Here is a 20,468-nt window from a genome sequence, read left to right as displayed (position 1 = left end):
ACCGGATTCCAGACACGACGGTCACTCCCCCGCCGCTTCCACGGCCTGAGCCGCCAGCGCCGCCTGGGTGGCCTTGCGAATCGCGTACGCCTCGGCGCCCTTGCTGGGTTTGCGCCGCCGCGGCGGCGCGGTGACGCCCGGGGCGAGCTTGCGGGCCGACACCAGGAAGGCGGTGTGCGCGATCATCCGGTGGTCGGGGCGGACCGCGAGACCGTCGGCGTGCCAGTCGCGGACCAGCGACTCCCAGGCCCGCGGCTCGGTCCAGCCGCCCCGCTCGCGCAGCGCCTCGACCAGCTCGGACAGCTGCGGGGTGGTCGCCACGTAGCCGATGAAAACGCCACCCGGGATGAGCGACTTCTCGACCATGTCGAGAGCCTCCCACGGAGTCAGCATGTCCAGGATGATCCGGTCGAAACCGGTGATGTCGTTGCCCGCCACGTCACCGTTGTGCAGGTGCCACGCCGGGTGCGGGCCGCCGAAGAACGCCTCCACGTTCTTCCGGGCGATCGCCGCGAAGTCGTCGCGCAGCTCGTAGCTGTGCACCTCGCCGGAACTGCCGACGGCCCGCAGCAGCGAACAGGTCAGCGCACCCGAGCCGGCGCCCGCCTCCAGCACCTTCGCGCCGGGGAAGACGTCACCCATCGCGACGATCTGCGCCGCGTCCTTCGGGTAGATCACCTGCGCGCCGCGCGGCATCGACAGCACGTAGTCCGACAGCAGCGGGCGCAGCGCCAGATAGGCGGTGCCGCTGGCGGCGGTGATCACACTGCCGTCCGGCAGGCCGATCAGCTCGTCGTGCGACATCGCGCCGCGGTGCGTGTGGAACGCCTTGCCGGGCTCCAGCACGATCGTGTGCATCCGGCCCTTCGGGTCGGTGAGCTGAACGCGGTCGCCCACCCGGAACGGCCCACGGTGCGCGGGAACGTCGTCGATGGCGGTGGCTGGGGTTGTGGTCACTGCTCTTCTCTCAGGAGGTCGCTAATTCCGGCCGGCGCGCCTGGGTTCCAGCACGGCGGCCACGTCGGCGACCCGCAGGACGCCCACGACATCCTCGCCTGCGGTCACCAGGTACTGCGCGCCAGGGTGGGCCTGCAGCGCGCGAACCACCTGCTCACCGGTCAGCCCGAGCGGCAGCGTGGTCAGCGCGTCACGGGACCGGGCCACGCTCTCCACGCTCACCCAGGGCCGCCGGTCGACCGGAATCCGCTCGGCGGCGACCGGATCGACCAGTGCGGTGAGGCTACCCGCCGAGTCGGCGACCGCGAGCACCACGTCCGGCCTGGGGTCCTCCGCCCGGCGCCGCTGCGCCTCGCCCAGCGGCGTGCCGGCCGGCACCGCCAGCACCGGTCGGACCAGCGCACCCAGATCGACCAGCGGAAACCGCCCGGTCATCCGGCCCAGCCGGATCGACTGCCCCGCGCCCTGCCACAGGGTCAACACCACCAGCAGCACGAACACCAGCCCCAGCCCGGTGATCACGTCGAGCCGGTACAGCATCAGCGCCAGCGACCCGGTGATCAGGGCCAGCACCCGCCCCGACCAGCCGGCCGCCACGGTCGCCCGGTTCCGGTCCTTCATCAGCGCCCACAACAGCGCGCGTAGCGCCCGGCCGCCGTCCAGCGGCAGGCCCGGCAGCACGTTGAAGAACGCCACCAGCACGTTGCTCAGCGCCAGCTGGAAGGCGATCTGCCCGGACACCGTGTCGTTGGGCAGCGCCAGCGCCGCCACCGTCGCCACCCCGCCGAGCAGCAGCGACACCGCCGGACCGGCCAGCGACACCAGCGCGTCGACCCGTGGGGCCGGCGCATCCCGATCCATCTCCGTCCAACCACTGAGCAGTTCCAGCGTGATCCGGCGCACCCCGATGTCGAATCGGCGGGCGGTCAGCGCATGCCCCAGCTCGTGCAGCAACACCGAGCCGAGAAGACAACCCACGAACCCCAGCCCCACCAGGTACGCCCAGGGCTGCGCCAATTCCAGCTCGGTACGGGCGTAGTTCCCATACACCACCGTGACCAGCACCGCGAGCAGGAGCATCGACCCGTTCGCATGCACCGGGATACCCGCCACGTGCCCCACCGGCCGCCCGGCCCCGGGCGACGGCCCCTGCACTGCTCGGCTCTGCTCCACGCGATCGATGCTACGGACACGCACGCGCGGGACCCACCCCGCGTTTTTCGTCGTACCCCTGGCCTAGCCTCTTTGACATGACGGCGCTCTCTCCCATGGCGGCCCAGCCGGTGTCCCCGACCCCGCAGCCGGTTCCGGCCCAGTCCGGCGACCGTGCCCGGCGCCCGGAGACCCCGGCCGGGCCGTCGCTGTCGCCCTCCCGGGCGGCCGACTTCAAGACCTGCCCGCTGCTGTTCCGCTACCGCACCGTCGACAAGCTGCCGGAGACCCCGTCGGCCGACCAGATCCGCGGCACCCTGGTCCACGCCGTTCTGGAGCGCCTGTTCGATCTGCCCGCCGCCGACCGCACGCCGGAGGCGGCGGCCGCCCTGGTCACCCCCGAGTGGGAGCGCCTCGTCGGGCAGGAGCCGGAGTTGGCGGCGGTCTTCGCCACCGACCCACCAGCCAGGGGCCGCCCGGCCCGCCCCTCGGTCTCCGCCACGACATCACCCGTCGCTCCGGCAACCGACCTCGACGCCACCTCCGCGACGGTCTCCCCGGCCGCGGAGGGTCTCACCTCGGCCCTCGCTGCCGAGGGTGACCGGGGATCCGCTGATGCCGGCGGGAGTGCCGCCGGGCCCGATGACCATGCCTCCGATGCCGGTGGGAGTGCCGCGGGGGCCGGAGGGCATCCCGCCGGGGCCGGTGGGAGTGCCGCCGGGGTCGGTGGGCTGATGCGGGATCCGGCGGCGGTCGAGGCCGAGATCGACGCGACCGGGCAGGCCGCGCTGATCGATCTGCCGGACGGCGCCGCCGAGGCGGCCCGGATCGCCGCTTTCCTGGCCGGCGCCCGCGACCTGCTCGCCGGCTACTTCGCGGTGGAGGACCCACGCCGCCTGCAACCGGCCGAGCGGGAGACCCTGATCTCCACCACGATCGGCGACAACCTGCTGTTGCGCGGCTACATCGACCGTCTCGACGTCTCCCCGGCGGGCGACATGCGGGTGGTCGACTACAAGACCGGCGGCGCACCGCGCGAGGCCTTCGAGGGTCGGGCCCTGTTCCAGCTGAAGTTCTACGCCCTGGTCCTGTGGCGCGCCCGCGGTGTGGTCCCCCGGGCCCTGCGCCTGCTCTATCTGAAGGACGCCGAGGCCCTGGACTACAGCCCCGAGGCGGGCGAGCTGGAACGCTTCGAACGCACCCTGATCGCCCTGTCCACCGCGATCGAGCGGGCGAAACGAGACCGTGACTTCCGCCCCAAGCCGAGCCGCCTGTGTGGCTGGTGCAGTCACCAGGCCCTGTGCCCCGAGTTCGGCGGCACCCCGCCCCCGTTCCCCGAGCTGCCGGTCGTCGCCTCCTTCGCCCCCGACACCGAGCCCGACCGGGTCGGCACCCTGCTCCGGGATGATCCCCTTGGCTGACCCCACTCCGCCCCGCGCGGTCCAGCACCTCCTCACCGGCCGCGATCCGGCGACACCCACCACGCTCCAGCCGCGATCCGACGACACACACCACGCTCCAGCCGCGGTCCGACGACACCCACCACGCTCCAGCCGCGATCAGAGGCCACCACATGAGCAACCGGGGTCGAGTTCTCGTGGCAGACCGGACACCATGGCGGACCGCGTCCGTCGCATGAGCGGTCCATATCCCGTTCCCGCGGCGTGCCGGGCGGAGGTCGTCAGGTGAGCGGTCCGCTCCGGGTTCTGCTCGCGGACGCCGCTCCCCTGCAGCGGGCCGGCCTGCGGGCGGTACTCGTCGGCAGCCGAGCCGGTTCGCCGGGCGCCGAAGAGCCGGCAAACGCCGAGGCCGGTTCGCCGAGCGGCGAAAGACCGGCAGGCGCCGAGCCCGGTTCGCCGGGCGGCCACCGCCGGGTGGGACCCGCCACCGGTGCGCCCGACGGAAGCCGCCGGACGGGGAACGCAGCCGATCCGCCCCTGGGAAGCGGCCGGGCGGGCGACGCAACCGATCCGCCCGTCGGAAGCGGCCGGGCGGGCGACGCAACCGATCCGCCCGTCGGAAGCGGCCGGGCGGGCAACGCACGCGATTCGCCCAGCGGCATCGGTCGGGTGGGCGACGCACGCAATGCGGCCAGCAGCAGCGGCCGGACGGGTGACGCACGCGATTCGCCCAGCGGCATCGGTCGGGCGGGCGACGCACGCAATGCGGCCAGCAGCAGCAGTCGGACGGGCGACGCAACCGATGCGCCCAGCAGCAGCGGTCGGATGGGGCACGCAGCCGATCCGCCCGGTGGGAGCGGCTGGGTTGGTGACGCGGGCGATTCGGGCGGCTGGAGCGGGTCGGTGGGTGCCCGGGAGATCGTGATCGCCGGGGAGGCCGGTGACGGTGTCGAGGCTGTCGACCTGGCTCGGCGACTGCTTCCGGACGTCCTGATCAGTGACGTGGCGTTACCTCGCCTGGACGGTCTCGCCGTTGCCCGGGCCGTCTCGGAAGCCCGCCTGGCGGTTCGGGTCCTGCTCCTGACCGGCCGCGACACCGACGAGGAGGTGCTCGCCGCGATCACCGCCGGCGCCGTCGGATATCTCTGCAAGGACGCCCCGCAGGCGGAACTCGTCGCCGCCGTCCACGCCATCGCCGCGGGTGGAGCGGTGATCACCCCGCCGGTGCTGTCCCGGATGCTGCCCCGCCTCGCCGGAACCGTCACCACCGGCACCGGCGACGCGACGACCAGGCTGTCCCCGCTGACCGGTCGGGAGCGCGAGGTCCTGGTCCACGTCGCCCGCGGCCGCAGCAACAGTGAGATCGCCGCGATCCTGGGCGTCAGCGACACCACGGTGAAGACCCATGTCGGCCACGTCCTCACCAAGCTGCGCCTCCGCGACCGCACCCAGGCCGTCGTCCTCGCCTACGAGACGGGCCTGGTCCGCCCCGGCAGCTGAACGACGGGCAGTGGTCAGGCGGCGCGCTGGACGTGGATGTCGCCGGAGGCGGTTCGGATCTTCAGTTCGAGGGTGGCTCCGGTCGGTGCGGTGTCGTCGTCCGGCGCGGCCAGACTGTTGACGTTGCGACCGGAGGACGTGTCGAGGTCGAGCCAGACTCCGGTGCCGCGGGCCACGCCGACACGGACGTCGCCGGAGGAGGTCCGGATCCGGGCCTGGCCGTGGTGCAGGCGGCCCACTTCGATCTCGCCACTGGCGCTGGTGGCCTGGAGGGAGGCGCCGACCGAACCGAGACGGATGTCGCCGCTGGACGTGCCCGCAGTGACGTCACCGTTGACGTCACCGATGGTCAGATGGCCCGAGCTGGTCTTGAGGGTGACCGCGCCGCCGGCCTGCCGCACGGTGAGGTGACCGCTGGCGGTGGTGATGCGGGCGTCCCCGTCGACGGCCTCCACCTCCGAATCACCCGACGAGAGGTCGAGGCTGACCTGGGCGTAACGCCCGGTGGCACGGACCGCGGCCGCGGCACTGCGGCCGGTCAGGACGCTGCCCTCCGGGACCTTGATGGTGATGGCGAGGCTGTGCCCGCGCCGCCAGAGGGCTCCGCGCCGCTCCGGCACGTGCACCACCAGGGTGTCACCGTCGAGGGCCACCTCCACCTCGGCGGCCAGGTCACGGGCGGCGCTGCTGTCGCGCAGCGGTGTGACGTCGACCTGGATCGTCGAGCCGGGCCGGGCTTCGACGTCGACCCGGCCGCTGAGGGCACGGAGCGAGACGGTCACGGGCTCGGTGCGCTCGTACTCGTACATCTGGGTCTCCTGAGGAAGTGTGCGATCAGAAACCGCTCAGGCCTGGAAGAAGCCGGTGACGCGGCGGCCGCCGGAGCCACCGGGGCGGCCGCCGCGTATGGCGGTGGTGACCGCCCGGACCAGCCAGGCGTTGACCGAGACGCCTTCGGCGGCCGCGGTCTGCTCGACGTGGGCCTTGAGGCTCTCCGGCATGCGAAGGGTGAGTCGCGCGAGATCACCGCCGGTGTCGGTGACGGCCGGCGGCGGAGGCTCCGGAACGTCCGGGGCGGCGCCGGTGACGACGAGGTCGGCCTCGCGGCCGCGGAGCCGGACCTCGACGACCGGTCCGCTGAGCCGGGTGGTGATCTCGGCGGCGGCGTCGGAGAGGGCTTCGAGCAGGGCCAGCCGGGCGGACGATTCGAGCGCGCCGCCGAGGAGTTCGGCGGCGCGGACGGTCTCCGGCCCGGCGGGCGCCGCGACGGCGGCGAGATCGGCGCGAAGCCCGTCGAGGTATGGCGTCAAATCCATACCACCACTATGACGTCACAGTGACGTCATCGCAAGTGTCAGACTGCTGTCAGCAATGCCGCCAGGAAGGCCGGGTCCACTCCGGTCAGCGTCGACCGCAGGTGCACCCCGTCGACCGGGGTCAGCTCCAGCTCGGCCGGCACCGCGAGCACCACCGCACCCGCCGCGGCGGCGCTGGCCACCCCACTCGGCGAGTCCTCGATCGCCACACACGCCGAGATCGGCACCCCGAGCAGGCCGGCCGCGGTCCGATACGGCTCCGGATCCGGCTTGGGCCGCTCCACCTCGTCACCGCAGACGACGACGTCGAAATTCTCCGGCCCGAGCGTCCGCAGGGCGACCTCGACGAGTCGCCGCCCGGTGGACGTCACGAGCGCTGTCGGAATGCCCGCCGCCCGGACCGCGTGCAGCAGCTCCATCGCCCCGGGCCGCCAGACCAGCCCGCCGGCGAACAGCTCCTGGACCCGCACGGTCAGCCACTCGACGTCGGGCGCCTCCGGCCGCCCGAGCTGCCCGAGGTCGTCGCGGAACAACTCCATGCTGCGGGCCATGCTGGTGCCGACCATGGCCAGTCGGGCGGAGTCGGAGAGGACACCACCGGCGTGGACGGCGAGCTCGCTGAGGGCCACGCCCCAGATCCGCTCGCTGTCGACCAGCGTTCCATCCATGTCGAAGAGCACCGCGGCAGGATTCACCCGGCCCATTCTGGTCGGCCGCGGTACCGACGACCGAGCGGATGTGACGGTGCCCTCAGAGCCCGCAGGGGTCCAGCGAGTCCTCGTAGCCGTTGGCGAACGACTGGATCCGCTGCTCGGGTGAGCCGTGCGAGCCGGGCGCGAACCACGGCTGGCCGGGATCGTCGCCGACCGACCGGAGCCCGTCGGTGAGTTCCCGGGTGTCGTTGTCCTCCATCGTCAGGTTCCGCTCCCGGACCTGGTCACCGATGTAGGCCCCGGCCATGCAGTCGGCCTGCAGCTCCTGGTCGATGGTGAAGTCCTTGCGGATGCCGAGCCGAGCCTGGATGGCGTGCGCGTACTCGTGGCCGAGCAGGTAGTACACGAACGCGTCGCCGAGCTGCTGGAACGAGACGAACGCCCAGTTCACGTCGTAGGCGATGAAGTCACCGGCGGAACAGTAGACGGCGTTGTTGAGCGGCAGCGGCTGGCCGGCGCACGACACCTCGCCCTCCCGTTCGTACGGAATGATCTCGGCGACCGGCTCGAATCCGTCGCCGAGCCGCTGTGCCCAGTAGTGCTCGGCGACCGCCTGGGCGGCCTGCATGTCGCGGGCGAACTCCTCGGGCGTGTCGGTGCCCTCGGGGCCGAGAGCGGCGCTGCCGGTGCCCTTCGGCGTGGGCGCCTGACCGGAGCGGGACAACGGCTGCTGTACGGGCAGGCAGCCGGTGGTGAGCAGCACGGCGAGAAGGGCCAGGAGCATTGCCGGTCGAACGCGCATGCGGTCCTCCAGGACGGGGTTACCACGTTAGACCGAATCCACCAACATCAACGTTCTCAGGGAACTCCCTGAGAAGTTCCTAAGTGCTCTCCTCAGGGATTTCTCCGCGTCGGCCTCACCCGCCGGGCGGACGCCGGGGCCCGGAACCGCCGCAACACTGGGGCGGACGGAAATTCGGACCACAGGGGGAGACACGGTGGCAGCGACGAATGCCGGCGGGCCGGTGGCGGCGCGCGCGGACGGGATCTGGAAGGTGTACGGCTCGGGCGAGGCCCGGGTGGCGGCACTGCGGGGGGTCAGCGCCGAGTTCGGGCGGGGCCGGTTCACGGCCATCATGGGGCCGTCCGGCAGCGGCAAGTCGACACTGATGCACTGCCTCGCCGGCCTGGACACGGTGGACGAGGGCACCGTGCACATCGGCGGCACGGAGATCAGCACCCTCGGCGACAAGGCGCTGACCCGCCTTCGCCGGGACCGGATCGGCTTCATCTTTCAGCAGTTCAACCTGCTGCCGACACTGAGCGCGGCGGAGAACATCAAGCTGCCGCTGGACATCGCGGGGCGCAAGGCCGACCCGCAGTGGTGGGACACGGTGATCGGCACGGTCGGCCTCTCCGATCGGCTCTCACACCGGCCCAGCCAGCTCTCCGGCGGCCAACAGCAGCGGGTGGCGTGCGCGCGGGCGCTGATGGGCCGCCCCGACGTGATCTTCGCCGACGAGCCGACCGGCAACCTGGATTCGCGGTCCGGCGCCGAGGTGCTGTCCTTCCTACGGTCCAGCGTGCGCGAGCATGGGCAGACCATCGTGATGGTCACCCACGACCCGGTGGCCGCGAGCTACGCCGACCGGGTGGTGTTCCTCGCCGACGGTTCGATCGTCGACGAGTTGGCCGACCCGACCGCCGAGACGGTGCTGGACACCATGAAGCGGCTGGACGCCCCGTCCGACTCGGTGATGCTCTGATGTTTCGCGCGACCCTGAAGAGCCTGCTCGCCCGGAAACTGCGGCTGGTCCTGTCCGGCCTCGCGGTGATCCTCGGCGTGATGTTCGTGTCCGGCGCGCTGGTGCTCACCGACACGCTCAACCGCACCTTCGACTCGATCTTCAGCGACGTCTACGCGGCCACCGACGTCTCGGTCACCGCGAAACCCAAGGTCGAGGTCTCCGAGATGGACGGGGAAGAGGTCACCCCGTCACTTCCGGCCTCCGTCGTGGAGACGATCAAGACCCAGTCGGGGGTACGGTCGGCGACCGGCCGTGTCGATGCCGACGGGGCCCGCGTGATCGGAACCGACGGCAAGGTGCTCACCTCGTTCGGCCCGCCGCGGATCGGCTCGAACTGGACCGGCACCGACGAGATGATGGAGCTCCGCTCCGGCCGTGGTCCCGAGTCACCCGATGAGATCGCGATGAACGCGACCACCGCGAAACTGGCCGGCTACTCCGTCGGCGATCGTGTCCCGGTCCTCACCCAGCAGCCGAAACGTGAATTCACCCTGGTCGGCGTCTGGGGGTACACCGGCGGGCGGGACAGCATCAGCGGCGTGCAGGAGGTCGCCTTCACCACGCCCGTGGCACAGGAGCTGATGCTCGGCGAGAAGGACGCGTTCACGTCGGTGACGGTCGCCGCCGCCGACGGCGTGACCCCCGATCAACTGCGTGACCGGCTCACCCCGGTGCTCGGCGCCGGATACGCCGTGAAGACCGGCGACCAGTTGTCCGCGGAGAGCTCGGCGAGCTTGAAGGAGGGCATGGGCTTCTTCAACCAGATCCTGCTGGGCTTCGCCGGGATCGCGCTGTTCGTCGGCATCTTCCTGATTCTCAACACGTTCTCGATCGTGGTCGCCCAACGCACCCGTGAGCTGGCGCTGCTGCGGGCGATCGGCGCCTCCCGCCGCCAGGTGATCAACTCGGTGCTGGTGGAGGCCGTGGTGGTCGGTGTGCTCGCGTCGGTCCTGGGCCTGCTGGCCGGGGTCGGTGCGGGCGCCGGGCTGGGCGCGCTGTTCAGCGGCATGAGCGGCGGGATGGACCTGGCCCCGATCGGAGTGCCGCTGTCCGCGGTGATCAGCTCGTTCGCCGTCGGCATCCTGGTCACCGTGGTGGCCGCGGTGACCCCGGCGATCCGGGCGTCCCGGATCGCCCCGATCGCCGCGATGCAGGACGTGGCCACCCCGGACCGCCCGCTCACCAAGCTCACCGTCACCGGCACGGTGGTCACCGCGGCGGGCGCGGCGGCCCTGGGCACCGGCCTGTTCGTGGCGGACGGCAGCACCGCCCTCTACCTGATCCTCGGCGGCGTGCTCGTCACGTTCATCGGCGTCGCCCTGCTCACCCCGCTGATCAGCCGGCCGGTGGTCGCCCTGCTGGGCCGACTGTTCTCCTGGTCGGTGCCGGGTCGGCTGGGCCGGCTCAACTCGGGCCGTAACCCGCGTCGCACCGCGATCACGGCGGCCGCCCTGATGGTCGGCATCGCCCTGGTCACCGGCGTGACAGTGGTGATGGATTCGGCGAAGAGCAGCCTCCGCGCCGAGGCGGCACGCATCCTCAAGGCCCAGATCATGATCAGTGGCGATCAGGGCGGGCCACGGCCGCCGACCTACGATCCGGCGGTTCTCGACAAGGCCGCCGCGATCCCCGGTGTCCGGGCGGCCGCCGGCCTCTACAACGACCTGGTGGCGATCGGTGACGACCGGACCTACGTGGCCGCCACCGAGGATCTGTCCCGGATGGCCCAGGCCTACGGAACCACGGCGGCGAAGCTCTCCGCCGATCAGATCGCGGTGAGCGCCCCCGAGGCTCAGGAGCGGGGCTGGCAGACCGGGTCGCGGGTGTCGATCCAGACGTCCCGGGGCGAGCCCCGTACCTACACGGTGGCTCTGCTGTTCGCGGAGAACGAGTTGCCCGGCAGCATCATCCTCCCGGCCGAGGCGATCAAGGGCTTCGGGATCACCCAGCCGGTCCTCGGGTTCATCCGTCTCGACGACGGCGTCCCGGTGTCGGCGGTGCTGCCACAGGTCAAGGAACTGGTCGCGGACAGCCCCGAGGTGTCGGCCACCGACCAGCAGACCTTCGTCGACAGTCAGGCGGCGGTCTTCGACCAGATCATCACGATGATCCAGATCCTGTTGGGCCTGGCCATCCTGATCGCCGTCCTGGGCGTGGTGAACACCCTGGCCCTGTCCGTCCTGGAACGCACCCGCGAACTGGGCCTCCTCCGCGCCGTCGGCCTGGGCCGTGCCCAGACCATGCGCATGATCACCGTCGAGGCGGTGGTGATCGCGGTGTTCGGCGCCCTCCTGGGCGTCGCGGTCGGCGCAGGCATGGGCAGCGCGGTCGCCCGGGCCCTGAAGGACGACGGCATCACCCAGATCGTCCTGCCCTGGGACCGGATGGCCACCTACCTGGCGCTGGCCGCCCTGGTCGGGGTGATCGCCGCAGTCGTGCCGGCAATCCGAGCCGCCCGACTGAACGTTCTGAACGCCATCGCCCACGACTGACCCACCACACCCAGACCGGCCCCGGGCGACCACCCGGGGCCGGTCCCGTCCTGCTCCCAGCCGCCCCAAGCACCCCCGTCCAGCACCGCCGCCCGTTCCCAGCACCGGCGGGCGCGGAGGATGCCGAGACCGGGCAGCCCCTCGCAGTAACAGCGACCATCGCACCAGCCCGGCGCGCGCGATGGAGGCCGAGACCGGGCAGCCCCCTCGCGGTGTAGCTCACGGGAGGTGTGGTTCGGCGGGGCGGGTGGCCGTACCGAAAAGGTCAGGAAAGGATTTTGTCGAGCTTGGTGAAGCTGGAGCCCCAGCCTTCGCGAGCGCCGTCGGCCATCTCGGTGGGGAACGGGCTCTGGGTCAGGACCAGGCGGGTGCGGCCGCCCTCCTCATCGTGGAATTCGATGGTGAGGCGCAGTTTGTCGGCGCCGAAGTCCGGGATGTGGCTGATGTCCTCCTCACCGACGAGCAGTTCGTTCTCCACGACCTCGACGAACGTGGCGTTGACCGGCGACGACATCGACGGGTCGGCGTCGTTGACCATGGTGAAGACCTGCTTGCCGCCGGGCCGGACGTCGATGTCGACGGTGTCGCGGGGCACCGACCAGCCGACCGGGCCGAACCAGGCGGCGAGTTGATCGGGGTCGGTGAAGGCCCGATACACCAGTTCGCGCGGGGCGTCGAAGATGCGGGTGATGACGAGATCGGTCATTTGTCGTCCTCCTGGAGGCGCTTGAGGTGGGCGTCGAGCCGGGTGAAGTTGTCGTCCCAGAAGCGGCGGTAATGCTCCATCCACGCGGTCGCCTCGCGCAGCGGCGCCGCCTCGAGACGGCTGGACCGCCATTGCGCGGACCGGCTGCGTGAGATGAGACCCGCGTTCTCCAGGACCTTCAGGTGTCGGGAGATCGCCGGGAGGCTGATGTCGAACGGCTCAGCGAGCTCGGTCACGGTGGCCTCCCCCTCGGCGAGGCGGGCCAGGATGGCACGGCGCGTGGGGTCGGCCAGCGCCGCGAAGATCACGCTGAGCCGGTCAGACAAGGCTACTTAACCCCTCGGTTAATTAACGAAGACGTTAAGAACCTAACCGCGCCGATGGCGCCTGTCAAACCTTGCTGGGGACCCGGCGGTGCAGCTCGGCGAGGAGGACCTCCGGTCCGGGTGACATCAGACCGACATCGATGATGTACGCGAACTCGCCGCCCCGCCGGCGAACCCGAGGCGGGCCGCCCTTGCCGTCGAGCTCGGTCGCGTAGTCCGCGGCGATCGGGGTGATCACCAGCTCGGTGAACGGCCCCCGGCCGTGCAGGGCCACCGCGGCGATCCCCGACCAGGGCAGATGGATCGGGCGGCGGCCGGTGGCGGCGAAGTCCAGCCCGTGCACCGAGGTGTGCAGCCAGCCGAGGCGGCGCCAGACGAGGAGCATCAGCGCGGCGGCGACGACGGCCGGGACGATGAGGGTGAACTCGGCGAAGACCACGATGTCGGCGGGGCGCGGCCGGTAGCCGGCGGCGGCCCGCACCCCCAGGGTGATCAGGAGCATCGGCAGCCAGGCGGCGGCCAGGACCCACAGGGCGGTCACGTAGAACATGCCGCGCGCCTGGAAGAAGCTGACGGTGTCGTCGGTGGGCCCGAGCACCTGATCCACATGGTCGGCCATATGCCGATTATGCCCGGATAAATGCGACTTGGTGGTTGGTATCGACGATGAGCCTTATCGATGCCTCAGGTGGCCCGGCGCGGCCGCCGGGTAGGTTCCCGCGCCCGCACGTAGGCTGTGTTCCATGACTGAGTTCGACGGCCTTCCGCTGCTCCGCTCCCCCGTGGCCATCGCCGCCTTCGAGGGCTGGAACGATGCTGCGGACGCTTCGACCGCGGCCGTGGAACATCTCGAGCAGGTCTGGGAAGCCCGCGAGGTCACCAGCATCGACCCCGAGGACTTCTACGACTTCCAGGTCAGCCGGCCCACCATCACCATGGCCGAGGGCGAGACGCGGAAGATCGAATGGCCCACCACCCGGTTCACCGTGGCCAGCCCGCCCGGCTCCGACCGTGACGTGGTCCTGATCCGCGGCATCGAGCCGAGCATGCGGTGGCGCACCTTCTGCGAGAACGTGCTGGAGATCTGCCACAGCCTGGAGGTCAACCGGATCGTGCTGCTCGGGGCGCTGCTGGCCGACGTGCCGTATACCCGGCCGCTCCCGATCAGCGGCACCGCTAGCGACCGCGACACCGCCGAGAAGTACAAGGTGGTGCCCACCCGCTACGACGGCCCGACCGGCATCGTCGGCGTCCTGCAGGAGGCGGCCACCCGCGCCGAACTGGACGCGCTGTCGTTCTGGGTGCACGTGCCGCACTACGCCAACAACCCGCCCTGCCCCAAGGCGACCCTGTCGCTGCTCAGCCGGATCGAGGACGTCCTCGACCTGCCGGTGCCGATGGCCGACCTGGCCGAGCAGGCCGACGAGTGGGAGAAGCGGGTCCGTGCGGCCGCGGAGCAGGACGCCGAGCTCGGCGAATATGTGCGGGAGCTGGAGGAACGGGTCGGCGACGCGGGGATCCAGCCGCTGACCGGCGACGAGATCGCCAGCGAGTTCGAGAAATACCTGCGGAGGCGCGGCGGTTCGGCGGGCCCGACGGCCGGCTCCTGGTAACGATTCTTCAGATACGAGAACGGGCGTCCCGGCGGGACGCCCGTTCGCCGTTCAGAACGACTTTCCGTGCGCCACGACCCAATCCTGGAAACCGCTCCACTCGCTGCGGGTGAAGCCGACCGACGGCCGGTCGGGATTCTTGCCGTCCCGGAGTCGGACGACATCGCCGAACCTCGCGACCTCGACACATGTGCCCGTCGCGCAGTAGGAACTGCGCTGCCACCCCGTTGTGGTCTCGTCCATACTCAACCTCTCGTGTCCTGTTCCTTGCCATGATTTGTGCCATGGTCATTGTCTCTGGCAATGCGGGCGCGAATGTCGTAAACGCGCGCGAGAACAAGCGCACGACTGGCGTGCTCGTCGAGCGCCTGCTGCCAGAACCGTTCGAAGATATCGATGTGGTACAGGACTTCCGAAACATCCTCGGTCAATGCGTCACGGAGGTAGGACTCGCGATAAACGACCGCGTCGTCACGGTCGGGGCCGAGCCGGAGCACCGAGAAGACCCCGAACATGCCCATCAGCGCGCCCCGGTCCATCGGCAGCACCCGCAGATGCACGTTGGGCCGGGTGGCAGCCTCGGCGAGATCCTCGAATTGGTCGGCCGTCGTCGCCATGTCGCCGATGATCCGCCACAACGCGGACTCATCGAAGAGCAGCCGGTATTCCGGGGCCCCGTCGCGCTCGATCACCCGCTCCCGGCGGGCCAGCCGCACGTCCCGCCGCACGCGACGCTGCTCGTCGGTGAGCTCCAACCCGTACCACCCCAGAGTGGCCTCGGCGAACTCCTGTGTCTGGAGGTGCCCGGGCACCAGAGTGGACTGGAACTCGCAGATGGAGGTGGCCGCGAGCTCGAACTGCAGCAACTGGATCAGACCCGGCGTCAGATGATCGCGGTGCTCGGGAGCCGTCCAGTAGCGCTCACGACGAGCGATCCGCGCCTCCTCGGTGAGCTCGGCGATCCGCTCCACGTCGGTCAGGCCGTAGACGTCCACGATGAGTGCGCGCAGATCAATGGGCGAGACGGCCACCTCGCCCAGCTCGATGCGCTGCACCTTGGAGAGTGACCAGCCGAGCTTCTTGGCGACCTCGGCCTGGCTGAGCCCGCTGCGCTCCCGGGCCGCGCGCAACGCCAGCCGTACCCGCCGCCGGGAGACGGCGGGCAGGTCGTCGCGCGCAGCCGACATTCAACCCTCACTAACGCCCAAATGCCGCGAATCACCCTTGATTGCGACCTTGCAGAGTGCGGTGTTGCTTAAAGGTCTGCCGGAATATACCGCAGACCGCATGATGTCCCCGCGCTCAGGTCTCCCCATACTCCATCGAGCGCACCAACCCTCGGCAGAACTCGGCAAACTCCCGCTCGTTCCCGGACGAGAAGACCTCCACCACGGAACCCCGGTAACCGGCCCGCAGCTGCCACCAGCATCCCGCCCGCGGCCGCAGGCAGAGCATCGCGCCGACCCCCAGCGCCATCGACACCACAGCCGTGAGAAGCATCGACGCGGGGCCTACCACGGGCACCGCGATCACGGCCGCGACCAGCGCGGAAACGCCGGCGATGTGCCGTCCGGCACCGTCCTCCCCGGGATCGAAGCGGACGATGTGGACATCGGTCATCTCGGATACCACGAACAGGCGGCGGTGCTCCCTGGACACCTCGACGATGCGGTGTGTGATCACGGCGCGTGGACCTCGGTAGAAGACCGGCAACTCCCATCCCTCCCCTCGGCTTGCAAGGCGGAGGAGGACTGCACGATGATGACGACTGACACGGCGCTCCTCCTCCAATGGACGAGAGGCCTGGGCGGCGGCCAGCGGCTACTGGTCGCCGCCTCTTTGTGTGACCCCACATCCCTTAACGTCGATTCAGTATGGGGCCAACCGGGGCGTGTTCGCCAGGTGCCTGACAGCCTTGTAGCTGATAGGCGAATTCATTCATGGACTTTTGCGCGTGTCGGGTCGCTGACCTCCCACTTCATGCCGCATCCTAGGAACCTAGCTGGAAGGAGCCGGTCATGAGCATCAATCCGGGCGCCGCCGAGTTCCCGCATCGGCAGATCGCGGCCCAGCTGCGGGAACGCATCAGACGCGGCGATTGGCAGCCGGGCGAGCGACTGCCGTCCATCCCCGCCATGGCGGAGATGTTCGGGGTGGCCAAACAGACCGTCCAGCGCACCGTCGACCAGCTGCGGGTCGAAGGCATCCTGATCACCAAACCCGGCTCCGGTACGTACGTCCGCGGCACCCGCCGCCGCCTGAACCGTCTGTCGCGCGGCCGATACGGCGCGCACCGCGGCTATCACGCCGATCTCGCCGCCCGGTACCGCCAGCAACTCACCGGTGTCGGCCGGGAGGCCGCGCCGCCCGAGGTGGCCGACGCGTTCGGGGTGCGCGACGGCACGGAGATGCTGGTCCGGCGGCATGTGGTGCGCACCGACGACGCCACCGTCGAGGTCGGTGCCTCCTGGTTCCGGGTGACCGACGCCAGCGGCACCTCACTGGAGCGACTCGAAGCGTTCGGGCGACCCCTCTACCAGGAGGCGGAGGAGGTGCTGAGCCGCCGGTACACCTCGGCGACCGACACGATCAGCGCCCGCCAGCCGAGCCGGGAGGAGGCCGAGATCCTGCAGATCCGGCCGGACACCCCGGTGCTCCATCTGCTACATGTCGCCTTCGACGAGACCCGCAAGCCGATCGAGGTGGCGCAGGCGACGTGGCCGGGGCCGATGACCACACTGACCGAGGAGTACCGGATCCCCGGTTCCTCTCCGGACCCCGACCCGGATCCGGGGCTGGCTCTGGCCTGACCGCGATCCCGTTCCCCTCCGGCCCGGTCCCCGTCAGGCGGGGATCAGGTCGGCCAGGGTCGTGATGAAGCGCTGTGGCTGTTCGGCCATCGGCCGGTGCCCCGTCTCCGGGAACGTGATCAGGCGTTTGTCCGGGGACTGCAACGCCGTATACCAGGAGGCGAACGGCACGGCCAGGCCACGCATCTCCCGGCCGCCCTGCACGAAGTACGCCGGGATCGGCAGGCTCGGCACCTCCCGATGCAGGTCCACACCCTGCAGTCGGGGATACAGGGCGTCCCAGGTGTCCAGCATCGTCGTCATGTAGTGCGCCTTCTGGAGCAGCGTGTACTCCGGGACGTTCAGGTCGATCGGCGGGTCCGGCAGCCCGTACGCCTGGGTGGCGTACAGCAGGAACGGCTCGTAGTCGTAGACGTCCGCCCACGGTGGCGGACCCTGTCGCTCCAGCTGCTCGACCACGTCGGTGCGACCGCCGGCCCGCGCCCAGGCCAGCACGTCGGTGTAGAACATCCGGTCGGACTCGCGCAGGTCGACCGCCTGGCCGGTGCCGACGTAGGCACGGTACTTCTCCGGGTGGCGCCGGGCGGCCACGACCGCCGGGATCGAGCCGCCGGAGTGGCCGAGCAGGACGATCCGGTCCCGGCCGAATCGCTGCCGCAGATGGTCGGTGACCGCGAGGATGTCGGCGACCTCACTGTCCAGGCTGAGCGTCGCGGCACGGCCCAGTGCGCCCGCCGACGCTCCCCCGCCGCGCCGGTCCAGGGTGGCCACCACGAAGTGGTCCTCCAGCCCGGCCAGCCGGGTACGCATGAGGCCGGTGTCCGAGCCGCCCGGCGGGCCCGGCACATACAGCAGGACCGGCAGGGCGGCGGAACGGCCGCGGATCATCAGGGCGAGGTCGCCGGTCCGGCTCAGCTCCGCGACGCCACCGGAGATCGATGCGGTACGGGCGGGGACGGCGACCGCCACCCCGAGACCCACCGTCAGCACCGCGGTCAGACCGGCTCCCACCCGTCCGGTGACCCGTCGCCACCGTGCGCGGGCCGGTCGGCGATGGCCGAACGCGGCACCGGCCGCCATCGGGAGCAGCGCGAACAGGCCGTGCACGCCACGCCCGGTGACGAGCACGAGAATCCCGATCGGGGTCGCGTGTGGCAGGTCCACGGAGGGGCCGGACACGCTCCACCTGGTCAGTTCGAGCGCTGCCACGTACGCCGAAGGGGCCAGCAGGATCGCCCACCGGGACCGCGCCGCCCGGCCGGCCAGAACGCCGACGCCGGCGCTGATCACGATGGACCAGAGCGCTTCGGCGCCGGTCAGTGGGCCGCGTGGGGTCCACAGTGCGGCGATCACGCCCCACGCGGCGGCGGGCAGAAAGAGTAAGGCGAACCGGATCGGCGTCATGCCGGGAAGCTTGCGCCGCCGAAAGTCGATCCCGCAGCGGCCGAAGGCATCGACCAGGAACATACTTTGGTAGCTGGGCGGAGACTTCGGTCAGCCCTAGTCTTGCGGCATGTTCTTCGCGCTGCTGGTGCCCGATCCCGGTGCTCGCCGGGCCGCGGCCCGGGACCGGTCGGCCGATGCCATCGCCGTCGTCGTCGCGCTGGTCTACGGCTCGGTGATGATGCTGCTCGGCGACGCCACCCGGCCGGGCGCGGCGCTCGTGTGGCAGGCCGATCTGGCCGTCGGTGTCCTCTGTGCCGCCGCGCTGCCGGCCCGCCGCCGGCATCCACTGGGTCTCACGGTGGCGCTGCTGCCGTTCGGGGCGGTCTCGGTGACCGCCACCGGGCCGATCATCGTGGCGCTGTTCACCCTGGCGATCCGGCGCCGACCACCGATCCTGCTGCTGCTCGGGGCGGTCAATGTCGGCACCGGTGCGGTCTACTTCCTGCTGCACGATCATCCGTCCTACGGGATGTGGATGGATCTGCTGGTGCGATCGGTGGTCACCGCGGCGGCCCTCGGCTGGGGGTTGTTCGTGCAGGCGTACCGGCGGCTGACCACGTCACTGCGGGAGCACGCGGCCCGGTTGGAGGCCGAGCAGGCGCTCCGCGAGGAGCAGGCCCGGCTCACCGAGCGGGCTCGCATCGCCCGGGAGACACACGACGTCCTGGCCCACCGGATGTCCCTGATCAGCCTGCATGCCGGTGCTCTGGAGGTGCGCGCGAGCGTGTCGCCGGAGGAGCTGTCGATCGCCGCCGGGGCGATCCGCCGCAGCGCCCATGAGGCCCTCGAGGAGTTGCGGTCGGTGATCGGCGTGCCGAGCGCCCGGCCGGAGCCACCCCAGCCGGGCCTGGCCGACCTGCCCGACCTGATCGGCAGCTCCCGTGCCGCCGGCATGACGATCGACTACATGAACGGTGTGCCGCCCGACGGACCACCGGCACAGCTCGGCCGCACGGCCTTCCGGATCGTCCAGGAGGGGCTGACCAACGCCCGCAAGCACGGCGCGGCGCCGGCCGCCGCGGTGGTCCTGGCCGGCGAGGCGGGCCAGGCCTTGCGGATCACGATCACCAACCCCTTCAGCGGTACGGTGCCCGTCCGCTCCCCGGACCGCGGCGCAGGTGGCGGCCGCGGTCTGCTCGGCATCGGTGAGCGGGTCGCTCTCGCCGGTGGTCACGTCACCCACGGCCCGGCGTCGGGTTCGTTCCGTCTGGAGGCCGAGCTGCCCTGGCCGGAGGAGACCCCGTGGCCCATCGAGCCACCCACCCGGCGCCGACCACCACCGGAGCCGGTCGGGCCGGCGGATTCCCGGGGGCCGGTGTGAATCCTCCGTCCCATGCCGCGCCCCGCGAGAGCAACCCGGCCGACGTCAAGCCCTCGTCCGGCTCCGCGCCTCAGGAGGCGGGGGCGGCCGGTGGGGAGCGGCCGATCCGGGTGGCGATCGTCGACGACGATCCGCTGGTTCGGGCCGGGCTGCGGATTCTGGTGGGTGGCTCGCCGGACATCGAGGTGGTGGCGGAGGCCGGGGACGGCGCCGAGGCCGTCGTGGTGGCTGACGCGCACTGGCCGGACATCGTCCTGATGGACATCCGCATGCCGCGGGTCGACGGGCTGACCGCGACCAGGCGGATCCGCAGCCGGAGCGGCGCGCCGCAGGTCATCGTGCTGACCACGTTCGACGCTGACGAGTATGTTCTCGAGGCGTTGCGCGGTGGGGCGAGCGGGTTCCTGCTGAAGGACACGCCACCCCGGGAGATCCTGGCGGCGGTGCGGTCGGTCGCGGCCGGGGCGGGCACCCTCTCGCCCACGGTGATCAGAAGGTTGATCGATCATGTCGCCGATCCCGAAGCGGGTACCCGACGGGCCCGCGCCCGCACCCGTCTGGCCGTGCTGACCGAGCGGGAACGTGAGGTCGCCGTCCTGGTGGGAGGCGGCCGTTCCAACGCGGAGATCGGAATCGAACTCGGTATGAGCCTGCCGACGGTCAAGGGTCACGTCTCGCGACTGCTGAGCAAACTCGACCTCAACAACCGCGTCCAGATCGCCCTTCTGGTCCACGACGCCGAACTGCTCTGATCCGGCGACACCACCGCTCGTGGGTCATCAGCACGTGCGGCGAGGGGAACGGATGGCGGACCGTGCGGCGCATCCCGCAGCGGAGAAAGGCGAGAGCGCTGCGGAGATGAAGTTGCGGGAAGAGGAGACGACTGAGGCCCGGGGCACCTTGCGGCGCCTCGGGCATCAGTCGTTCATGGTGTCAAGCCGGCCTCAGACTCGGCTCGGTCCGACTCC

20 protein-coding genes and 2 pseudogenes are annotated in these 20,468 nt (G+C 71.0%); 9 read left to right on the top strand and 13 right to left on the bottom strand.

Translation table 11 applies throughout. From position 1 onward, the window contains the following. Window positions 1-21 precede the first annotated feature (21 nt). Window positions 22-957, bottom strand: coding sequence for a tRNA (adenine-N1)-methyltransferase (locus Q0Z83_RS02750; RefSeq protein WP_317792176.1), 936 nt, complete (start codon window positions 955-957; stop codon window positions 22-24). A gap of 21 nt (window positions 958-978) precedes the next feature. Next, complete coding sequence (locus Q0Z83_RS02745; RefSeq protein WP_317792175.1) at window positions 979-2,130, bottom strand: site-2 protease family protein; 1,152 nt, start codon at window positions 2,128-2,130, stop codon at window positions 979-981. Window positions 2,131-2,207: 77 nt separating this feature from the next. On the opposite strand from Q0Z83_RS02745, the pseudogene Q0Z83_RS02740 reads away from it, so the two are divergent. The 3 genes and pseudogenes from Q0Z83_RS02740 to Q0Z83_RS02730 form a co-directional block, all read left to right on the top strand. Then, a pseudogene (locus Q0Z83_RS02740) lies at window positions 2,208-2,579 on the top strand (RecB family exonuclease); the annotation flags it as partial. A 222-nt stretch (window positions 2,580-2,801) separates the two neighbouring features. After that, window positions 2,802-3,530: pseudogene (locus Q0Z83_RS02735) on the top strand (RecB family exonuclease); the annotation flags it as partial. Between the two features lie 804 nt (window positions 3,531-4,334). Next, window positions 4,335-5,009, top strand: a complete 675-nt coding sequence (locus tag Q0Z83_RS02730) for a LuxR C-terminal-related transcriptional regulator (RefSeq protein WP_378078967.1) — start codon at window positions 4,335-4,337, stop codon at window positions 5,007-5,009. A gap of 14 nt (window positions 5,010-5,023) precedes the next feature. On the opposite strand, the gene Q0Z83_RS02725 is transcribed toward Q0Z83_RS02730, so the two are convergent. From Q0Z83_RS02725 to Q0Z83_RS02710, 4 genes are all read right to left on the bottom strand, one after another. Next, a complete protein-coding gene (locus tag Q0Z83_RS02725; protein ID WP_317792173.1) occupies window positions 5,024-5,818 on the bottom strand; it encodes a DUF4097 family beta strand repeat-containing protein in 795 nt (264 codons plus the stop codon). Window positions 5,819-5,854: 36 nt separating this feature from the next. Next, on the bottom strand, window positions 5,855-6,325 hold the full coding sequence (locus Q0Z83_RS02720) for a toxin-antitoxin system HicB family antitoxin (protein ID WP_317792172.1): 471 nt from the start codon (window positions 6,323-6,325) through the stop codon (window positions 5,855-5,857). A gap of 38 nt (window positions 6,326-6,363) precedes the next feature. Further along, window positions 6,364-7,005, bottom strand: coding sequence for an HAD family hydrolase (locus Q0Z83_RS02715; RefSeq protein WP_317797013.1), 642 nt, complete (start codon window positions 7,003-7,005; stop codon window positions 6,364-6,366). A gap of 70 nt (window positions 7,006-7,075) precedes the next feature. Beyond that, window positions 7,076-7,780 (bottom strand): neutral zinc metallopeptidase, encoded by a 705-nt coding sequence (locus Q0Z83_RS02710; RefSeq protein WP_317792171.1) that lies wholly within the window; start codon window positions 7,778-7,780, stop codon window positions 7,076-7,078. A 196-nt stretch (window positions 7,781-7,976) separates the two neighbouring features. Here Q0Z83_RS02710 and Q0Z83_RS02705 point away from each other — a divergent pair, with 196 nt between their 5' ends. Beyond that, window positions 7,977-8,744 carry an ABC transporter ATP-binding protein gene (locus Q0Z83_RS02705; protein ID WP_317792170.1) on the top strand — a complete coding sequence of 256 codons (768 nt, stop codon included), beginning with the start codon at window positions 7,977-7,979 and terminating at the stop codon, window positions 8,742-8,744. Then, the gene (locus Q0Z83_RS02700) at window positions 8,744-11,278 is read left to right on the top strand and encodes an ABC transporter permease (RefSeq protein WP_317792169.1); all 2,535 of its coding nucleotides are present in this window, start codon (window positions 8,744-8,746) and stop codon (window positions 11,276-11,278) included. Before Q0Z83_RS02705 ends, Q0Z83_RS02700 begins: the two co-directional genes overlap by 1 nt. A 265-nt stretch (window positions 11,279-11,543) precedes the next feature. On the opposite strand, the gene Q0Z83_RS02695 is transcribed toward Q0Z83_RS02700, so the two are convergent. The 3 genes from Q0Z83_RS02695 to Q0Z83_RS02685 form a co-directional block, all read right to left on the bottom strand. Further along, entirely contained in the window at window positions 11,544-11,984 is a 441-nt protein-coding gene (locus Q0Z83_RS02695; RefSeq protein WP_317792168.1) for an SRPBCC family protein, read from the bottom strand. After that, complete coding sequence (locus tag Q0Z83_RS02690) at window positions 11,981-12,310, bottom strand: ArsR/SmtB family transcription factor (protein WP_317792167.1); 330 nt, start codon at window positions 12,308-12,310, stop codon at window positions 11,981-11,983. Before Q0Z83_RS02690 ends, Q0Z83_RS02695 begins: the two co-directional genes overlap by 4 nt. Window positions 12,311-12,374: 64 nt before the next feature. Further along, window positions 12,375-12,929, bottom strand: a complete 555-nt coding sequence (locus Q0Z83_RS02685) for a hypothetical protein (RefSeq protein ID WP_317792166.1) — start codon at window positions 12,927-12,929, stop codon at window positions 12,375-12,377. Window positions 12,930-13,053: 124 nt separating this feature from the next. Here Q0Z83_RS02685 and Q0Z83_RS02680 point away from each other — a divergent pair, with 124 nt between their 5' ends. Further along, window positions 13,054-13,923 carry a PAC2 family protein gene (locus Q0Z83_RS02680; RefSeq protein WP_317792165.1) on the top strand — a complete coding sequence of 290 codons (870 nt, stop codon included), beginning with the start codon at window positions 13,054-13,056 and terminating at the stop codon, window positions 13,921-13,923. A 51-nt stretch (window positions 13,924-13,974) separates the two neighbouring features. On the opposite strand, the gene Q0Z83_RS02675 is transcribed toward Q0Z83_RS02680, so the two are convergent. The 3 genes from Q0Z83_RS02675 to Q0Z83_RS02665 form a co-directional block, all read right to left on the bottom strand. Continuing rightward, entirely contained in the window at window positions 13,975-14,166 is a 192-nt protein-coding gene (locus Q0Z83_RS02675) for a DUF397 domain-containing protein (protein ID WP_317792164.1), read from the bottom strand. Window positions 14,167-14,168: 2 nt separating this feature from the next. After that, window positions 14,169-15,110, bottom strand: coding sequence for a helix-turn-helix domain-containing protein (locus Q0Z83_RS02670; RefSeq protein WP_317792163.1), 942 nt, complete (start codon window positions 15,108-15,110; stop codon window positions 14,169-14,171). Window positions 15,111-15,225: 115 nt separating this feature from the next. Further along, window positions 15,226-15,606: a DUF6232 family protein gene (locus tag Q0Z83_RS02665; RefSeq protein WP_317792162.1), complete on the bottom strand. Its 381-nt coding sequence runs from the start codon at window positions 15,604-15,606 to the stop codon at window positions 15,226-15,228. Window positions 15,607-15,941: 335 nt separating this feature from the next. Here Q0Z83_RS02665 and Q0Z83_RS02660 point away from each other — a divergent pair, with 335 nt between their 5' ends. Next, window positions 15,942-16,733 carry a GntR family transcriptional regulator gene (locus tag Q0Z83_RS02660; protein ID WP_317792161.1) on the top strand — a complete coding sequence of 264 codons (792 nt, stop codon included), beginning with the start codon at window positions 15,942-15,944 and terminating at the stop codon, window positions 16,731-16,733. Window positions 16,734-16,766: 33 nt separating this feature from the next. Here Q0Z83_RS02660 and Q0Z83_RS02655 read toward each other — a convergent pair whose 3' ends face one another. Next, window positions 16,767-18,137 (bottom strand): alpha/beta fold hydrolase, encoded by a 1,371-nt coding sequence (locus Q0Z83_RS02655; protein WP_317792160.1) that lies wholly within the window; start codon window positions 18,135-18,137, stop codon window positions 16,767-16,769. A 109-nt stretch (window positions 18,138-18,246) separates the two neighbouring features. Here Q0Z83_RS02655 and Q0Z83_RS02650 point away from each other — a divergent pair, with 109 nt between their 5' ends. Together Q0Z83_RS02650 and Q0Z83_RS02645 are read left to right on the top strand one after the other, a co-directional pair. Next, window positions 18,247-19,500, top strand: a complete 1,254-nt coding sequence (locus tag Q0Z83_RS02650) for a sensor histidine kinase (protein ID WP_317792159.1) — start codon at window positions 18,247-18,249, stop codon at window positions 19,498-19,500. Next, complete coding sequence (locus tag Q0Z83_RS02645) at window positions 19,497-20,252, top strand: response regulator (RefSeq protein ID WP_378078968.1); 756 nt, start codon at window positions 19,497-19,499, stop codon at window positions 20,250-20,252. Before Q0Z83_RS02650 ends, Q0Z83_RS02645 begins: the two co-directional genes overlap by 4 nt. Window positions 20,253-20,468 lie beyond the last annotated feature (216 nt).

It is taken from the genome of Actinoplanes sichuanensis, assembly GCF_033097365.1.
GTDB lineage: Bacteria > Actinomycetota > Actinomycetes > Mycobacteriales > Micromonosporaceae > Actinoplanes > Actinoplanes sichuanensis.
This window is presented reverse-complemented; position numbering and strand designations above follow the sequence as displayed.